Origin of the sequence: Actinomadura latina NBRC 106108 (assembly GCF_001552195.1) — a bacterium.
In the GTDB taxonomy this organism is placed as follows: Bacteria; Actinomycetota; Actinomycetes; order Streptosporangiales; family Streptosporangiaceae; genus Spirillospora; species Spirillospora latina.
On the sequence record NZ_BCQS01000004.1, the window covers coordinates 60,447 to 74,240 of the forward strand.

General features: G+C 72.0%; 15 protein-coding genes. 6 read left to right on the forward strand and 9 right to left on the reverse strand.

Annotated features, from left to right (window positions below; all coding sequences use genetic code 11):
• The first annotated feature begins 112 nt into the window (after positions 1-112).
• The 3 genes from AL2_RS06185 to AL2_RS06195 all read left to right on the forward strand — a co-directional run bounded on the left by AL2_RS06185 (position 113) and on the right by AL2_RS06195 (position 3,504).
• Positions 113-1,495 carry a GntP family permease gene (locus tag AL2_RS06185; RefSeq protein ID WP_067630599.1) on the forward strand — a complete coding sequence of 461 codons (1,383 nt, stop codon included), beginning with the start codon at positions 113-115 and terminating at the stop codon, positions 1,493-1,495.
• A 159-nt stretch (positions 1,496-1,654) separates the two neighbouring features.
• Positions 1,655-2,272, forward strand: a complete 618-nt coding sequence (locus tag AL2_RS06190) for a CBS domain-containing protein (RefSeq protein WP_083946089.1) — start codon at positions 1,655-1,657, stop codon at positions 2,270-2,272.
• Positions 2,272-3,504 carry an acetyl-CoA hydrolase/transferase family protein gene (locus AL2_RS06195; protein WP_067630603.1) on the forward strand — a complete coding sequence of 411 codons (1,233 nt, stop codon included), beginning with the start codon at positions 2,272-2,274 and terminating at the stop codon, positions 3,502-3,504. The genes AL2_RS06190 and AL2_RS06195 overlap by 1 nt, the downstream gene beginning before the upstream one ends.
• 6 nt (positions 3,505-3,510) lie before the next feature.
• Here the strand turns inward: AL2_RS06195 and AL2_RS06200 are convergent, their stop codons facing one another.
• From AL2_RS06200 to AL2_RS06225, 6 genes are all read right to left on the reverse strand, one after another.
• Complete coding sequence (locus AL2_RS06200; protein ID WP_067630606.1) at positions 3,511-4,104, reverse strand: HU family DNA-binding protein; 594 nt, start codon at positions 4,102-4,104, stop codon at positions 3,511-3,513.
• Between the two features lie 95 nt (positions 4,105-4,199).
• A complete protein-coding gene (locus tag AL2_RS06205) occupies positions 4,200-5,183 on the reverse strand; it encodes a glycine betaine ABC transporter substrate-binding protein (protein WP_067630609.1) in 984 nt (327 codons plus the stop codon).
• A gap of 19 nt (positions 5,184-5,202) precedes the next feature.
• A complete protein-coding gene (locus AL2_RS06210; RefSeq protein ID WP_067630611.1) occupies positions 5,203-5,970 on the reverse strand; it encodes an ABC transporter permease in 768 nt (255 codons plus the stop codon).
• Positions 5,967-6,971 (reverse strand): ABC transporter ATP-binding protein, encoded by a 1,005-nt coding sequence (locus AL2_RS06215; protein WP_157438037.1) that lies wholly within the window; start codon positions 6,969-6,971, stop codon positions 5,967-5,969. Before AL2_RS06215 ends, AL2_RS06210 begins: the two co-directional genes overlap by 4 nt.
• Positions 6,968-7,612 (reverse strand): ABC transporter permease, encoded by a 645-nt coding sequence (locus AL2_RS06220; RefSeq protein ID WP_067630614.1) that lies wholly within the window; start codon positions 7,610-7,612, stop codon positions 6,968-6,970. The genes AL2_RS06215 and AL2_RS06220 overlap by 4 nt, the downstream gene beginning before the upstream one ends.
• Before the next feature lie 86 nt (positions 7,613-7,698).
• Positions 7,699-8,772, reverse strand: coding sequence for a helix-turn-helix domain-containing protein (locus tag AL2_RS06225; protein WP_067630617.1), 1,074 nt, complete (start codon positions 8,770-8,772; stop codon positions 7,699-7,701).
• Between the two features lie 125 nt (positions 8,773-8,897).
• On the opposite strand from AL2_RS06225, the gene AL2_RS06230 reads away from it, so the two are divergent.
• Positions 8,898-9,848 (forward strand): alpha/beta hydrolase, encoded by a 951-nt coding sequence (locus tag AL2_RS06230; protein ID WP_067630779.1) that lies wholly within the window; start codon positions 8,898-8,900, stop codon positions 9,846-9,848.
• Here AL2_RS06230 and AL2_RS06235 read toward each other — a convergent pair.
• Positions 9,845-10,774: a PDR/VanB family oxidoreductase gene (locus AL2_RS06235; RefSeq protein WP_067630620.1), complete on the reverse strand. Its 930-nt coding sequence runs from the start codon at positions 10,772-10,774 to the stop codon at positions 9,845-9,847. The genes AL2_RS06230 and AL2_RS06235 overlap by 4 nt on opposite strands.
• A gap of 505 nt (positions 10,775-11,279) precedes the next feature.
• On the opposite strand from AL2_RS06235, the gene AL2_RS06240 reads away from it, so the two are divergent.
• The gene (locus AL2_RS06240) at positions 11,280-11,636 is read left to right on the forward strand and encodes an MmcQ/YjbR family DNA-binding protein (RefSeq protein ID WP_245666391.1); all 357 of its coding nucleotides are present in this window, start codon (positions 11,280-11,282) and stop codon (positions 11,634-11,636) included.
• Here the strand turns inward: AL2_RS06240 and AL2_RS06245 are convergent.
• Together AL2_RS06245 and AL2_RS06250 are read right to left on the reverse strand one after the other, a co-directional pair.
• Entirely contained in the window at positions 11,593-12,069 is a 477-nt protein-coding gene (locus AL2_RS06245; protein WP_067630623.1) for a putative endonuclease domain-containing protein, read from the reverse strand. The genes AL2_RS06240 and AL2_RS06245 overlap by 44 nt on opposite strands.
• Positions 12,070-12,606: 537 nt before the next feature.
• The gene (locus tag AL2_RS06250) at positions 12,607-13,362 is read right to left on the reverse strand and encodes an alpha/beta hydrolase (protein WP_067630626.1); all 756 of its coding nucleotides are present in this window, start codon (positions 13,360-13,362) and stop codon (positions 12,607-12,609) included.
• A gap of 105 nt (positions 13,363-13,467) precedes the next feature.
• Between AL2_RS06250 and AL2_RS06255 the strand changes: the two genes are divergently transcribed.
• Positions 13,468-13,788: a hypothetical protein gene (locus tag AL2_RS06255; RefSeq protein ID WP_067630629.1), complete on the forward strand. Its 321-nt coding sequence runs from the start codon at positions 13,468-13,470 to the stop codon at positions 13,786-13,788.
• The last annotated feature ends 6 nt before the right edge of the window (positions 13,789-13,794 follow it).

Genomic DNA, 13,794 nt, shown 5'->3' on the forward strand with positions numbered 1-13,794 from the left:
GATAGACCCTGCATAAAGGTCTGATTTGTCAAATCTTTCCCTTGTAAAGAGCAGGTCAATACGGTCACACTCGGGCAGACATCATCTTCGCCTCGCTCCCGGAGGATGACGAATGCACCCGATCCTGCTGGCGGCGGCGCCGGCGGCCTCGAGCGGGCGGCTCGTGCCGGCGGCGCTCGCCGGAATCGCGCTGATCGTCGTGCTCATCACCTACTTCAAGGTCCACCCCTTCCTGAGCCTCACCCTCGGCGCCCTGCTGGTCGGCGGCATCGCCGGGCTCCCCATGGCCGACACCATCGACGCGTTCGGCAAGGGCTTCGGCGACACCGCGGCAGGCGTCGGCGCGCTCATCGCGCTCGGCGCGATGTTCGGCAAGCTGCTGGCCGACTCCGGCGGCGCCGACCAGATCGTCGACACCATCGTCGGACGGTCCGGGCGCGCGTTCCTGCCGTGGGCGATGGCCCTCGTCGGCGCGGTGATCGGGCTGCCGATGTTCTTCGAGATCGGCCTCGTCCTGCTGATGCCGGTCATCTTCCTGGTGGCGCGCCGCTCGGGCCTGTCGCTCATCGCGGTCGGCATCCCGACGCTGGCCGGGCTGTCCGCGATGCACGGGCTCGTCCCGCCGCACCCCGGGCCGCTCGTCGCCATCGACGCGCTCAAGGCCGACCTCGGCCTCACCCTCGGCCTCGGCGTGCTGGTCGCGATCCCGACGGTCGCCCTGTCCGGCCCGGTGTTCGCCCGGTACGCGTCCCGCTGGGTGGACGTCATGCCGCCGCACCTCTACGTCGACGAGTCCGAGGACGGGAAGGCTCCGGAGGAGGGCCGGAAACGCCCGTCGTTCCCCGTCACCCTCGCCACCGTCCTCCTGCCCGTCGTGCTGATGCTGGGCAAGGCCGTCGCCGACATCGCGCTGGACGAGGACGGCGCGGTCCGCACGATCCTCGACAACCTCGGCACCCCGCTGATCGCGCTGCTCATCGCGGTCGTCGCCGGGATGTTCACCCTCGGCCTCGGCGCGGGCATGGACCGGCGGTCGGTCTCCGCGACGCTGACCGAGTCGCTGCCGCCCATCGCCGGGATCCTGCTGATCGTGGCGGCCGGCGGCGGCTTCAAGCAGACGCTGATCGCGACGGGGATCGGCGAGCTGGTCGCCGACTGGGTCAAGGACAGCGGGTTCTCGGTGCTGTTCCTGGCGTGGCTGGTCGCCGTCCTGATCCGGCTGGCCACCGGCTCGGCGACCGTCGCCACCGTCACCGCCGCCGGGATCCTCGCGCCGCTGGCCGGCGCGCTCGACACCGGCGAGACCTCGCTGCTCGTGCTGGCGATCGGCGCCGGCTCGCTGTTCTTCTCGCACGTCAACGACGCGGGCTTCTGGCTGGTGAAGGAGTACTTCGGGCTCGGCGTCGGGCAGACGATCAAGACCTGGTCGCTGATGGAGACCATCGTCTCGGTGTGCGGCCTGGTCTTCGTCCTGCTGCTGAACCTCGTCATTTAGCGGACGGGGCCGGACGGCGGCGGAGGCCGGCACGCGGGGCCCGGGGCCGGGACGTTCGGCCCTGGGCCTCCGCCGCGCACCGGGCGATCATGGAGGGCAGGGGTCAGGAAGACCCGCTCGGGTAGGTGAACGGCGTCCTCGCCGGAAGGAGAAGAGGCCATGCTGGTCCGGGAGGCGATGACCTCGCCCGTCGTGACGATCCCGCGGACGGCCACGGTCCGCCAGGCGATCCGCGTCCTGCACGAGCACGACATCACCGCCCTGCCCGTCGTGGACGAGACCGGGCGGCTGGCCGGCATCGTCAGCGAGATGGATCTCCTGAGCGGCGTGTTCGAGCGGGACCCGCGGGCCTTCGCCCGGCCGGTGGCGACGCCGGCGAACCCGGCGCCGCGCCTGGTGGATGAGGTCATGACCCGCGAGGTGGAGACCGCGCGGCCCAACACCGACGTGGCGACGCTCGCCGACACGATGATGCGGACGCGGATCAAGAGCGTCCCGGTACTGGCCGATTCCGGCATCGTCGGCATCGTCAGCCGCCGCGACCTCATCGCGATCCTCGCCCGCGGCGACGCCCGCATCCGCGACGACGTGCTCGCCGCGCTCGACGAGTACGGGCCGGACGGGCGGCGCTGGGACGTCTCGGTGCGGGACGGCGCCGTCGAGCTGCGCGGCGGCGGCGCGGACGAGCCGGCCCGCCGGGTCGCCGGCATCCTCGCCCGCACCGTCCCCGGCGTCACCCGCGTCTCGATCCAGGAAACGACCCAGGGGCAGGCCTGATGCGCCTCATCTCCGAATCCCATCTCGGCACCGTCCTCGCCGGCCTGCCGGGACGGCCGCGGGTCGTCGTCGGCGGCAACTTCGCCACCCCGCGCCGCGCCCTCGCCGTCCTGGACGAGGCGGTCCCCGAGTACCGGCTGTTCATGCTCAACGCGCAGGGTGAGCTGCCGGACCGCGACGGCGTCGAGCTGGAGACGCCGTTCGTCGGCGCCGGCATGCGGGGGCGCGCGAACCTGCGGTACTTCCCGTCGCGGCTGTCGCTCGTCCCGAACCTGCTGCAGGAGTCGCTGCCGCCCGACGTCGTGATCGTCCAGACGTCCACGCCGCGCAACGGGACGGTGTCGCTCGGCATCGAGGTCAACATCCTGCCCGCGGCCGTCGAGGCGGTGCGCGCCCGCGGCGGGCTGGTGATCGCGCAGCTCAACCCGCGCATGCCCTACACCTTCGGGGACGCCGTCATGGCGGTGGACGAGATCGACTACGCGATCGAGTCCGGCGAGCCCCTCGCGAACCCGGTGCCGCGGCCGCCCGGCGACGTCGCCCGCGAGATCGGCGGCCGGGTGGCGCGGCTCGTCCCCGAGCGGGGCACGCTGCAGCTCGGCATCGGCGCCGTCCCCGACGCGGTGCTCGCCTCGCTGCTCGACCGCCGCGGCCTCGGGATCTGGTCGGAGATGTTCAGCGACGGGGTCCTGGCGCTGGAGAAGGCCGGGGCGCTCGACCCCGACACGCCGATCACCGCGTCGTTCGCGTTCGGCGGCGAGGAGCTCTACGACTGGGCCGACCGGAACGAGCGCGTCCGGATGCTGCGCACCGAGAAGACCAACGACCCGAGCCTGATCGCACACCGGCCCCGGCTGGTGTCGGTGAACTCCGCGCTGCAGGTCGACCTGTACGCGCAGGCCAACGCCAGCCGGGTGCGCGGGGTGATCTACTCGGGGTTCGGCGGGCAGACCGACTTCGTGGTGGGCGCGCTGCACTCCCCCGGCGGCCGGGCCGTCATCGCGCTCCCGTCCTGGCATCCGAAGGCGGACGTGTCCACGGTCATCCCGCGGCTGTCCGGGCCGGTCACCTCGTTCCAGCACAGCTTCATCGTCAGCGAGCAGGGCACGGCCACGATCTGGGGCCGCGACTCGTTGTCGCAGGCCCAGCAGATCGTGGACCGGGTGGCGCACCCGTCCGCCCGCGACGAGCTGCGCGAGCAGGGGCGCGAGCTGGGCTTCCCGCTGCGCTGACGCGGCCTACCCGGCGGCCTTGGCCTTCTTCTTCCCGCCCTTCCGCCCCTTCGCGGACTTGTCGGACTTGTCGGGCTTCGCGGGCTTGGCGGGCTTGGCGGGCGGGGAGTCGACCGCCACCGCCTTCCCGGACGGCTTCTTCGCCTCGGCGCCCTTCTTCGCCTTCTTGGCGTTCTTGCCGGCCTTGCCGTTCTTCGGCTTCTTCGGCGCGGGCGCCTCGACCCGCACCGTCACCGCCGTCTCCGCCGCCGGCCCGGCGGCGGCCGCCACGGCGGCGGCCTCCTCGGCAACGGCCTCCCCGGTGGCGGGCTCCGCGTCGGGGGCGCTCCCGGCGACGCGGTTCCGGAACGTCTGCCCCGACCGGAACCGCGGCACCTGCGCGGCGGGCACCTCGACCGGGAGGCCGGTGCGCGGGTTGCGGGCGCTGCGGGCCGGGCGGGAGAGCCGGTCGAACGTCCCGAACCCGGTCACGATGACGCGCTCCCCGGCGGACACGCGCTCCATCACGGTGTCGAACACGGCGTCCACGTGCCGGCGGGCGGCGGACTCGTCGCCTCCCACACGTTCCGCCACGGTCCTGACCAGTTCACTGCGGTTCATGCGCCATGCCCTTCACTGTGGCGATATGTGGCGCTCAGCGTAGTGCGGCGCGGCGGCCGGGGCCCGGCAATCCGCATCCTGGCCAGCGTGTCTTCTCATTTTCCGATGAACCCCTTCGACTGCAGCCAGGTCTCGGCGACCTCCGCCGGCTGCTTGCCCTCGATGTCGACCTCGCCGCTGAGTTCCTGCAGGACGGTGTCCGTCAGCGCCGCCGCGATCGGGTTCGCGATCTTCTCGATGCCGGGGTCGTCCCGGTAGACGGAGTTGCGCACGGTGAGGGCGGGGTTGTAGACGGGGAAGAACTTCTTGTCGTCCGGAACCGGCGTCAGGGCGAGCGCCTTGATACGCCCGTCGGTGGTGGCGACCTCCCCGAAGTCGCAGGGCTCGCCCTTGCCGATGGCGTCGTAGATGGCGCCTTCGGCCAGCGTCGCGACAGACGACTTGGGAAGCGTGAACCCGTACGCCTTCTGCAGGCCGGGCCAGCCGTCGCTGCGCCCGGCGAACTCGCTCGCCACGCAGGTGGACGCCTTGGACGGGTCGCGCTCGGCCAGGGCGGCGTAATCCGACAGGTCCTCGATGCCGAGCCGCTGCATGGTCGTAGTCTTTACCGCGATGGCGTAGGTGTTGTTCGCGGGCGCCGCCGCGAGCCATCTCACCTTGTTCTTCGCGAGGTCCTGCTCCGCGACGGCCTTGTACTGCGCGGCCGGGTCGCCGATCGGCTCGGTCTGCTTCAGGTAGTTGATCCAGGCCGTCCCCGTGTACTCCCAGTACATGTCGATGCTGCCGGACGTCAGCGCCGCGCGAGTGGTGTTGCTCCCCTGGAGCCCGCACTTCTCCCGGACGGTCGCGCCCGCCGAACGCAGCGCGAGCGCGGTGACCTGGCAGAGGACGAGCTGCTCGGTGAACTCCTTGGAGCCGACGGTGAGGGTGGCGCCCTCCAGCGAGTTGCCCTCGGCCAGGCTGCCCGCCTTGGCGTCGGTGCCGCTGGAGCTGAAGCACCCCGCGGTCAGGGCGGCGGCGGTGAAACAGGCGGCGAGACGGGCGGCAGGGTGTGATGGTCCGGTCGGGAGCAGGCGCATGGTGACTCTCCTCAGGGGTTCAGACGCCGCGTGGGCGCAGGACGTACTCGACGAGTCCGATGAACCAGTCGGCGGCCATGGCGAGCACGGCCGTGAGGACGCTGCCGGTCAGCAGGATCGGGGTCCGGTTCAGCGCGATGCCGGTGTTGATCAGCTCGCCGAGCCCGCCCGCGTTGGTGAAGGCCGCGAGCGTCGCGCTGCCCACGTTGAGGATCACCGCGACACGGACGCTGGCCAGGATGACCGGGACGGCGAGCGGCAGCTCGACGCGGAACAGCACCGCCGTCCTGGACAGCCCGATGCCGCGACCCGCGTCGATGAGCGACCGGTCGACGCCCTGCAGGCCGACCATCGTGTTGCGCAGCACCGGCAGCGCGGACACGAGGATGAGCGCGATCACCGCCTTCTGGAACCCGATACCGACGGTGACGGCGAGCAGGACCAGCACCCCGATGGACGGGACGGCCTGCCCCACGTTGGCGAGCGCCAGGAACGGGGCGGACAGCCGGCGCAGCCGCGGCCGGGTCAGCAGCACGCCGAGCGGGATCGCGATCGCGAGGACGAGCGCCGTGGACACCGCGACCAGGCCGATGTGCTCGGCGAACTGGTGGACGATCTCCGTCCGGTTGATGGACCGGCGCTCGATCGGGTCCAGGTCGAGCCCGCGCAGGTAGGCGTAGAGCGCCGCGCACACCGCGAGGAGGAAGGCCGGCGTGACGAGGAGGCCGGTCCGGCCGCGGGTCTCCTCGCCGGACGCCGCCCGCTCCGGTACCGCGGTGACGGTCATCGTCCGCCGTCCGACACGATCGCGGACCAGGAGACCGTGCCGGCGGGGCGTCCGTCCTCGTCCAGGACGGTCGCGGTCTCCGCACCGGCCCGCAGCATCGCGTCCAGCGCCTCGTAAAGGGACTGGCCGGCCCGGACGGTCGCGCCGCCCGCGTCCCCGGGCTCGGCGGCGGGCAGCGCGATGGACCCCACCTCGACCAGCCGGAGCCGGCGCATCGCCGCGCCCGTCCCGACGAACGACGCGACGAACTCGTCGGCCGGCTCGGCGAGGATCGCCGCGGGCGTGTCGTACTGGACGAGTCTCGCGCCCTGCCCGAGCATCGCGATCCGGTCGCCGAGCTTGAGCGCCTCGTTCAGGTCGTGGGTGACGAGCACGATGGTCTTGCCGATCCGGGCCTGGATCTCCAGGAAGGCGTCCTGGAGCCGCTCCCGCGTGATGGGGTCGATGGCGCCGAACGGCTCGTCCATCAGCATCGCGGGCGGGTCGGCGGCGAGCGCGCGGGCGACCCCGACGCGCTGCTGCTGGCCGCCCGACAGCTCCTTCGGGTACCGGCCCCGGTAGGTGCCGGGGTCGAGCCCCACCAGGTCGAGCAGCTCGTCGACGCGGTCCCGGACGCGCTTCTTCGGCCAGCCGAGCGTCCGCGGGATGACGCCGATGTTCGCGGCGATCGTCATGTGCGGGAACAGCCCGACCTGCTGGATGACGTAGCCGATGCGGCGGCGCAGCTCGTCCGGGTCGGCGCGGGTGACGTCCTCGCCGCCGAGCAGGATCCGGCCCGCGGTCGGCTCGATCAGCCGGTTGACCAGCCGCAGCGTCGTGGTCTTGCCGCAGCCGGACGGCCCCAGCAGCACGACGATCTCCCCTTCCCGGACGCCGAGCGTGAGATCGTCGACCGCCGGGACGTCCTGGCCGGGGTACCGCTTGCTCACCCCCTCCAGGCGGATCATCTCCCGGCGTTCCGGCGCGGCGGCCTCGGTGGTTCCGGCGGCGGGTTCGGTCATCGCAGCCCCTTGGCGGTGGTGAGACGAGACAGCACGACGAACAGCAGGTCCAGGACGAGGGCCAGGACGGCGACGCCGAGCGTCCCGGCGAGGGTGTCGTTCAGCGCGTTCGCCCCGCCGATCCGGGCCAGCCCGCCGAAGATCAGCCCGCCGAGGCCGGGGCCCGCGACGGCGGCGGCGATCGCCGCGATCGCGACCGTCATGATCGTCGCGACCCGGACGCCGGTGAGCACCACCGGCCACGCCAGCGGCAGCCTGATCCGCAGCATGCGGCTCAGCGGCCCCATCCCCATGCCGCGCGCCGCCTCTTCCACGGCGCCCGGCACGCCTTCGAGCCCGGTGATCGTGTTCCGCAGGATCGGGAACACCGCGTACAGCACCAGCGCGGTGATCGTCGGTGCGAGGCCCAGCCCGAACAGCGGAATGAGCAGGCCGAACAGTGCCAGGGACGGGACGGTCAGCATGGTGCCCGTCACGCCGAGGGCGAGGCCCTTCGCCCTCGGCCGCCCCTCGACGGCGATGCCGAGCCCGATCCCGACGACGGCCGCGATGGCGACGGCGATCAGCACGACCTCGGCATGCTCGGCGGCCAGCCGGGCGATCGTGGGCCAGCGTTCGGAGAGGTAGTCGGAGAAGCTCATCGCCGCCTCCCGCGCGAGACGGCGGGAGCCCGGACGAGAACGGTGCGGCTCGCGTCTCCCATACCTCAGAGGCTGCCTATTGACGATCAGTCTGGCAATAACGGCCGGGGCATAGATCCGTTGAGTGCCGCCGGATTGTCGCGCAGGTGCCGCAGCAGGACGGCCAGATCCAGCCGGCGCCGCCCGCCGGGCGCGGAGAACGAGAAGCCGAGCCACGCCTCGGCCTGCGCGAGCCGCGCGGCGATCGTGCTGTGGTGCCGGTGCACCCGCGCGGCGGCCCGGCGGGCGGACCCGGTGGCGCAGAACGCGGCGAGGACGGCGAGCATGCCCGCCCCGTTCGGCTCCGCGGCGAGCCCGTCCAGCGCGGCCACGTCCGCGACGGCGGCGATGTCCTCGTCCCGCATCCGCGCGGCGATGACGGCGAGCGCCCCGAGCCCGTCATAGTGCACGACGTCTTCGCCGAGCCCCGTGAAGCGCAACGCGGTGAGAGCCTGCCGCCACGACGCGGGCGCCTCGATGGCGGGCAGCCCGGAGCCAACGCCCACCCGGAGCCCGCGGGGAAACCGTTCCGGCAGCCCCTTCGCGAGAACGGCGCGCGCACGCCCGATCGACACCACATGCGCGCCCGCCATCTCAACGTCGCCGGCGCCGTCGACGGCCAGGACGTACACCCGTTCGTCCGGTTCGACACGCAGCCGGCGAAGGGCCCGGCACCGTTCGAGCTCCCCGGCGTCCGCCGAGAGGGCCAGCTCGACAAGCCCGGAGTCCTCCCGCCGCGGCACCGCCTCCAGCAGCACCCTGGCGGCGATGGCGAACCGCTCCAGCACGATCTCATCGAGCGGAAGCGGCTCGTCCCTCCCCAACCACACCCGCCCCGTCCCGGAGACAGCCCTGCTCACCCCCGAAACACCACCCGCAGCCCGGTCGGCGGCTGGACGGTCGGCGGTTGCGCGGCCGGGAGGGGCGGGGGTCGCGTGGAGGGAGAGGCCCAAGGCGGTGTCGACGATCGCGGCCGGGCATTCGGCGAGGCGGGCGGTCTCCCGGACGAGGGTCTGCGGGCTCACCTTCGCGGCGATCAGCCCGTCGAAGAAGCTGATCACCCGGACGGCGTTCTCCGCATCGGCGTCCAGTGCCGAAAGCCGCAGGAGCAGGCCCTTCATGGGGGCAGCGTACGGCACCCGACGATCGGCGGCGGTCAGGCCGTTTTCCCCGGCGACCGGCGGCTGGGCAGGGCGCTCCCGACCCCCGACACTGGTGGGCACCGGCCGCGCGAGAGGAGCCCGTGGTGACCTACGCCTACGATCCCGAACTCGTCCCGTGGATCCCGATGATCCCGCATCTTTCGATCGCCGATATCCAGCAGGTGCGCCGGGAGGAAGGGGAACTGTTCGGGGACGCGCCGGTGTACGAGCCGCCCGTCCCGGTCGAGATCCGGGACCTCACCGTGCCGGGCCCGCAGGACGCACCGGCCGTCCCCGTCCGGGTCTTCAGGCCGGCGGACGGCGACGGCCCCCTGCCCGGCCTCGTCTACATCCACGGCGGCGGGTTCGCCCTCGGCAGCGTCGACCTCTACCACGACGACGCGACCGCCATCGCGGCCGAGGTCGGTGCCGTGGTCGTGTCGGTCGAGTACCGGCTGGCCCCCGAACATCCCTTCCCCGCCGGTCTCGAAGACTGCTACGCCGCGCTGGCCTGGACCGCCTCCCACGCGGGCGAACTCGGCATCGACCCGGGCCGCCTCGCGGTCGGCGGCGAGAGCGCCGGCGGCGGCCTGTCCGCGGCGGTCGCGCTGCTGGCCCGCGACCGCGGCGGCCCCCCGCTCTGCTTCCAGCTTCTCGCCATCCCGGAACTGGACGACCGGCTCGACACCCCGTCCATGCGCGCCTACACCGACACGCCCATCTGGCACCGGCCCAACGCCGAGCTGAGCTGGGACTACTACCTCGGCGAAGGCGTCCGCGGCACCGACGGCGTCTCCCCGTACGCGGCGCCGGCCCGCGCCGAGGACCTGTCCGGGCTACCGCCCGCCTACGTCACCACCTGCGAATTCGACCCGCTGCGGGACGAGGGCCTGGCCTACGGGCAGCGGCTGATCCAGGCGGGCGTCCCGACCGAGATGCACCACTATCCCGGCACCTTCCACGGTTCCACCCTGGTTTCCGACGCGTCCGTGACGAAGCGCATGAACGCCGACCGCACCGACGCACTGCGCCGCGCCCTGCATCCCGCCGGTTAGAGCTCCAGGACGAGGCGGGGCCCTCGGGCGCGGGACACGCAGATCATCATGAATCCCCCGTCCGCGCGCTCCGCCTCGGTCAGCACAGAGTCACGGTGATCGGGTTCCCCTTCCAGCACGGGGGTTTCGCATGTCCCGCACGTCCCCTCGCGGCAGGACGACAGGACGCTGACGCCCGCTTTCTCCACGGTCTCCAGGATCGAGCAGCCGGGTTCGATCCGCAGCGTGCGCCCGCTCAGCTTCAACTCGACCTCGAAGGCCTCATCGGGCCCCGTGACCGGTTTCGGTGCGAACCGCTCCGTCCGGAGCGCCCCGGGCGCCAGCGCGGCACACCGTTCCTCGACCGCCGCGAGCATCGGTTCGGGCCCACAGCAGTACACGAGCGCATCCGGCGCCGTACCGGCCAGGATTCCGTCGAGATCGAGCAGACCGGACTCGTCCTGCGGACGTATCTCGACCCGCTCGCCATGCACGGAGACCTCGTCCACGAACGCCATGGCGGAACGACGCCGTCCACCGTAATGCAGCCGCCAGTCGGCACCCGCCGCCTCAGCGGCGGCCACCATCGGCAGGATGGGCGTGATGCCGATGCCGCCGGCGAGGAAGACGTAGCGGGGCGCGTCCTCCAGCGCGAAGTTGTTCCGCGGCCCGCGCACCATGAGCCGGTCCCCGATCCGGATCCGCTCATGTACGACCGTGGACCCCGGTCCTTCCTTGAGGACGGCGATCCGCCACGTCCGGGAATCCTCCGGTTCACCGCAGAGCGAGTACTGCCGCACCAGCCCGTCACCGAGCAGGACATCGATGTGCGCTCCGGGCCGCCAGGACGGCAGTTCCCCCCCACCCACCGCACGCAACGTCAATCCGACGACGCTGTCGGCGAGCACGGCCCTCTCCCCGACGACGACCTCAGTTTCAGCGGCCACTCGCGCTCCATCCGGCGAACCCTGGTCAGCCACCAGGCACGACCCCTCTCAGAACGGCCGCCCACGACGGCTCACCTGACCAACCCGTCCGCCGGCCGAGCCGATCGGCCTGAACCGACCGGAACCCGCCGGCGCCGAGCCCCGACCCGACTCGGTCCACCTGACGCCCGCCCGGCTGGCAGGCACGGCGGTCATCCACACCACCGCCGTGCAGCAGCCACTGGCAAGTAGGGCTTCCATCGAGTGGAAGAACCCGCCCCCCGCCCCGCCACCACCGGGAAGGCTTGAGCTCACCCGTCCATCGCCCCCACCACACCGGACGGCCGCACCTTTGCGCACGGCTGTCCAATACCGCTGACCACATGGGATGGCCGCGGCCTGACCGCTTCCCAAGGCCGCGACCATCCCTCGATCTCGATGTCGCCCAGCGGTCAAACGGTCGGGATCTCGGTGTCCCACCCCCTGTCTACGATTGCCGCATGCTCGCGACCGACAGGAGCGCCAGGTGAGCGACGTGGACGTGCCGATGAAGATCCGAGAGATCTGCCTTTCGCTGCCGGAGGTGACGGAGAAGCCGTTCGGCGGCCACACCGCGCCCTCCTTCCGAGTCCGGGACAAACTGTTCGTGATGACCAGCGAGGACGGCCTCTCGATGACGTTCAAGGCGGGCCCCGGCGTGCAGGAGGCGCTCGTGGCGGAGAACCCCGAGGCGTTCTTCGTCCCGAAGTACGTGGGCAGCAAGGGCTGGGTGGGCGCCCGCCTCGACGTCGACCACGACTGGGACGAGATGGCCGAGCTCATCGAGGACAGCTACCGCCTCATCGCACCGAAACGCCTGGCGAACCTCCTCGACCGCGACTGAGCCGGGCGGCTATGTGGTCCATGGTGGCGTTGTCGGGGTTCCAGCCTCGGTGGAGCAGGGCGGTCAGGAGGGCCTCCAGATAAGGGGTCGGGCGGGTGCGGAAATCCTTGGTCACCGGGATCACCTCCCAGTGCATCTCCTTGGCCAGCCAGCGGCGGCGGGACGTGTCGTGGACGCGGGCCTGGAGGCCGGTGTGGTGGCGCTCACCGTCGTATTCGAGGCCCACGCGGAACTTCGGGTGGCCGAGGTCGATGTAGAGCCGGCGACCTTGCGGGCCCATCACCGGTACCTGGGTGCTCGGACGGGGGAAGCCGGTGTTCACGATGCCTACGCGGACCCATGTCTCGCCGGGGGAGGCCGCGCCGCGGTCGGCGAGGCGGATGATCTCGCGGAGGCGTCTGTTGCCGCGATAGCCCGGCGGTGAGCGGGACATCCTGATGAGTTCTTCGGTGTCGACGCCCTGCCGAAGGAACTGGTCGATTGCGGCGACGGCCGCGAGGCGGGGAAGCCAGCGAGCGCAGTCCAGTGCCGTGCGGGCCGGGACGTGAGGCGTACATCGGATTCCTCCATGACGTGGTCGGCCGGAAGCTTCACGGTGTCGGCGGTGATCGGATCCGAGTCGGACGTTCTGGGAGTGATGAGTTCGACCTCCCAGTCGGCCTCGTTCACTCCCGGGGGTAAGACGTCCAGGCCCCATATCCAGGCGGCCGTACGGCGAGCCACGACGGCTTCCTGCGGGAGGAGGCCGCTGAGCGCGGCGGCCCGAGCGGCTAGGGACGCGCCCTTGGCGGGAACGAAATAGACGCCGGGGCCGACGGGAACGACCGAGTCGGCGGCTGCGCGTCTCCAGGTGAGGCTGAAACCGTCCATGTGGCGATGATGCCCCGGCGGCGGCCTGGGCCGGTGGTGACTGCGGGAATGTGGATAACTCTGAGCTTCCGCAGGTCAGCGCACTCTCCCATCATGGGGTTCAGCATGCGGCGGCGTTGGTCGCCCATTTCGCTATGCGCTCGACCAGCGCCGGGGTCGCGGCCACTTCGGCGTGGCCGAAGGCAGGTTCGATCCATAGTTCCTTCGGGTCGGACGCCGCGTCGTAGAGCTGGTGCGCGTGTTCCAGAGGGAAGAACGTGTCCGCGTCGCCGTGGACGACGAGGAACGGCACCGGGGCTATACGTCCGGCGATCTCGTGGGGCGCCTCTGGGACGGGGTCCCAGCCATTGGGGGCGACGCGAGTGCCGCGGGCGAGACGGACCACCAGCCGGCCCAGGCGGCGTTCCACCACCCAGTGGGCACGCCGCATCGGCCTCGTTCCGCGGTAGTACCAGCGGGCCGGGGCGCTGACGGACACCACGGCGTCGACCCCGCCGTGCAGGGCCGCGTACCGGACGACGATGGCCCCGCCCATGGAGAACCCGGTGACGATGATGCGCTCGTAACCTCTGCGTCGCGCCGCGTCCACGGCCGCGTCGACGTCCAGGACCTCCCGGTCGCCGACCGTGGTGTGCCCTCCCGACCGTCCGTGGCCGCGGAAGTCGAGGGCGACGACGCCGCCGTGCGCGTTGAGGGCGCCGGCGATCCGGCGGAGCGCGGGCTGCCGCCACGAGCAGGTGAACCCGTGCGCCAGGACGAAGCACACGTCGCCGCCGCCACGCAGGTGACCCGCGTCGATGCGGACACCGTCGGCGGTGTAGAGGGTGAGCGGTTCGGGAGTCGTCACGTCCTCCATGATCGGTCATGCCGATGCGGGGCTGAACGAACGGGTTGCTGGGTAGTAGTGGAACGTGTCTGGAGGGCTGGTTGATCTGCGGGCTCGGGCGTCAGGCTGGCTGGTATGGACAGCGAAGACCGCACGCTCGGGGTGACGGCGCGCGGGAGCCGCGCGGACGGCCCGGAACGCGGCGCGACGTCCGCGGCATCTGCGGCGTCCGCCGCGGCGCGCCAGCGTGAAACCGACGACTACGCGTGCCAGGTGATGGTGTCCTCGGCGCGCGCCCACGAGCGGGCCGCTGCGCTGCTGGAGGAGATGGCCACCGCTCATCCAGAGGAGGCCGAGCTGCATCTGCAGTCCGCCGCCCGGCACCGCCGGTGGGCGGCGAACGACCGGGAGCTGGCACGGCAGTACGCGCCCCAGGGCGGCCCGGACGGTCCCTGAGCGCCC

What these genes read in the sequence shown, in the direction of transcription:
- AL2_RS06205 (WP_067630609.1), bottom strand. Translation starts at nt 5,183, where the DNA reads ATGCGCCTGCTCCCGACCGGACCATCACACCCTGCCGCCCGTCTCGCC.
- AL2_RS06250 (WP_067630626.1), bottom strand. Translation starts at nt 13,362, where the DNA reads ATGGAGGACGTGACGACTCCCGAACCGCTCACCCTCTACACCGCCGAC.
- AL2_RS06210 (WP_067630611.1), bottom strand. Translation starts at nt 5,970, where the DNA reads ATGACCGTCACCGCGGTACCGGAGCGGGCGGCGTCCGGCGAGGAGACC.
- AL2_RS06225 (WP_067630617.1), bottom strand. Translation starts at nt 8,772, where the DNA reads ATGAAGGGCCTGCTCCTGCGGCTTTCGGCACTGGACGCCGATGCGGAG.
- AL2_RS06200 (WP_067630606.1), bottom strand. Translation starts at nt 4,104, where the DNA reads ATGAACCGCAGTGAACTGGTCAGGACCGTGGCGGAACGTGTGGGAGGC.
- AL2_RS06245 (WP_067630623.1), bottom strand. Translation starts at nt 12,069, where the DNA reads ATGTCCCGCTCACCGCCGGGCTATCGCGGCAACAGACGCCTCCGCGAG.
- AL2_RS06255 (WP_067630629.1), top strand. Translation starts at nt 13,468, where the DNA reads ATGGACAGCGAAGACCGCACGCTCGGGGTGACGGCGCGCGGGAGCCGC.
- AL2_RS06215 (WP_157438037.1), bottom strand. Translation starts at nt 6,971, where the DNA reads ATGACCGAACCCGCCGCCGGAACCACCGAGGCCGCCGCGCCGGAACGC.
- AL2_RS06185 (WP_067630599.1), top strand. Translation starts at nt 113, where the DNA reads ATGCACCCGATCCTGCTGGCGGCGGCGCCGGCGGCCTCGAGCGGGCGG.
- AL2_RS06195 (WP_067630603.1), top strand. Translation starts at nt 2,272, where the DNA reads ATGCGCCTCATCTCCGAATCCCATCTCGGCACCGTCCTCGCCGGCCTG.
- AL2_RS06190 (WP_083946089.1), top strand. Translation starts at nt 1,655, where the DNA reads ATGCTGGTCCGGGAGGCGATGACCTCGCCCGTCGTGACGATCCCGCGG.
- AL2_RS06220 (WP_067630614.1), bottom strand. Translation starts at nt 7,612, where the DNA reads ATGAGCTTCTCCGACTACCTCTCCGAACGCTGGCCCACGATCGCCCGG.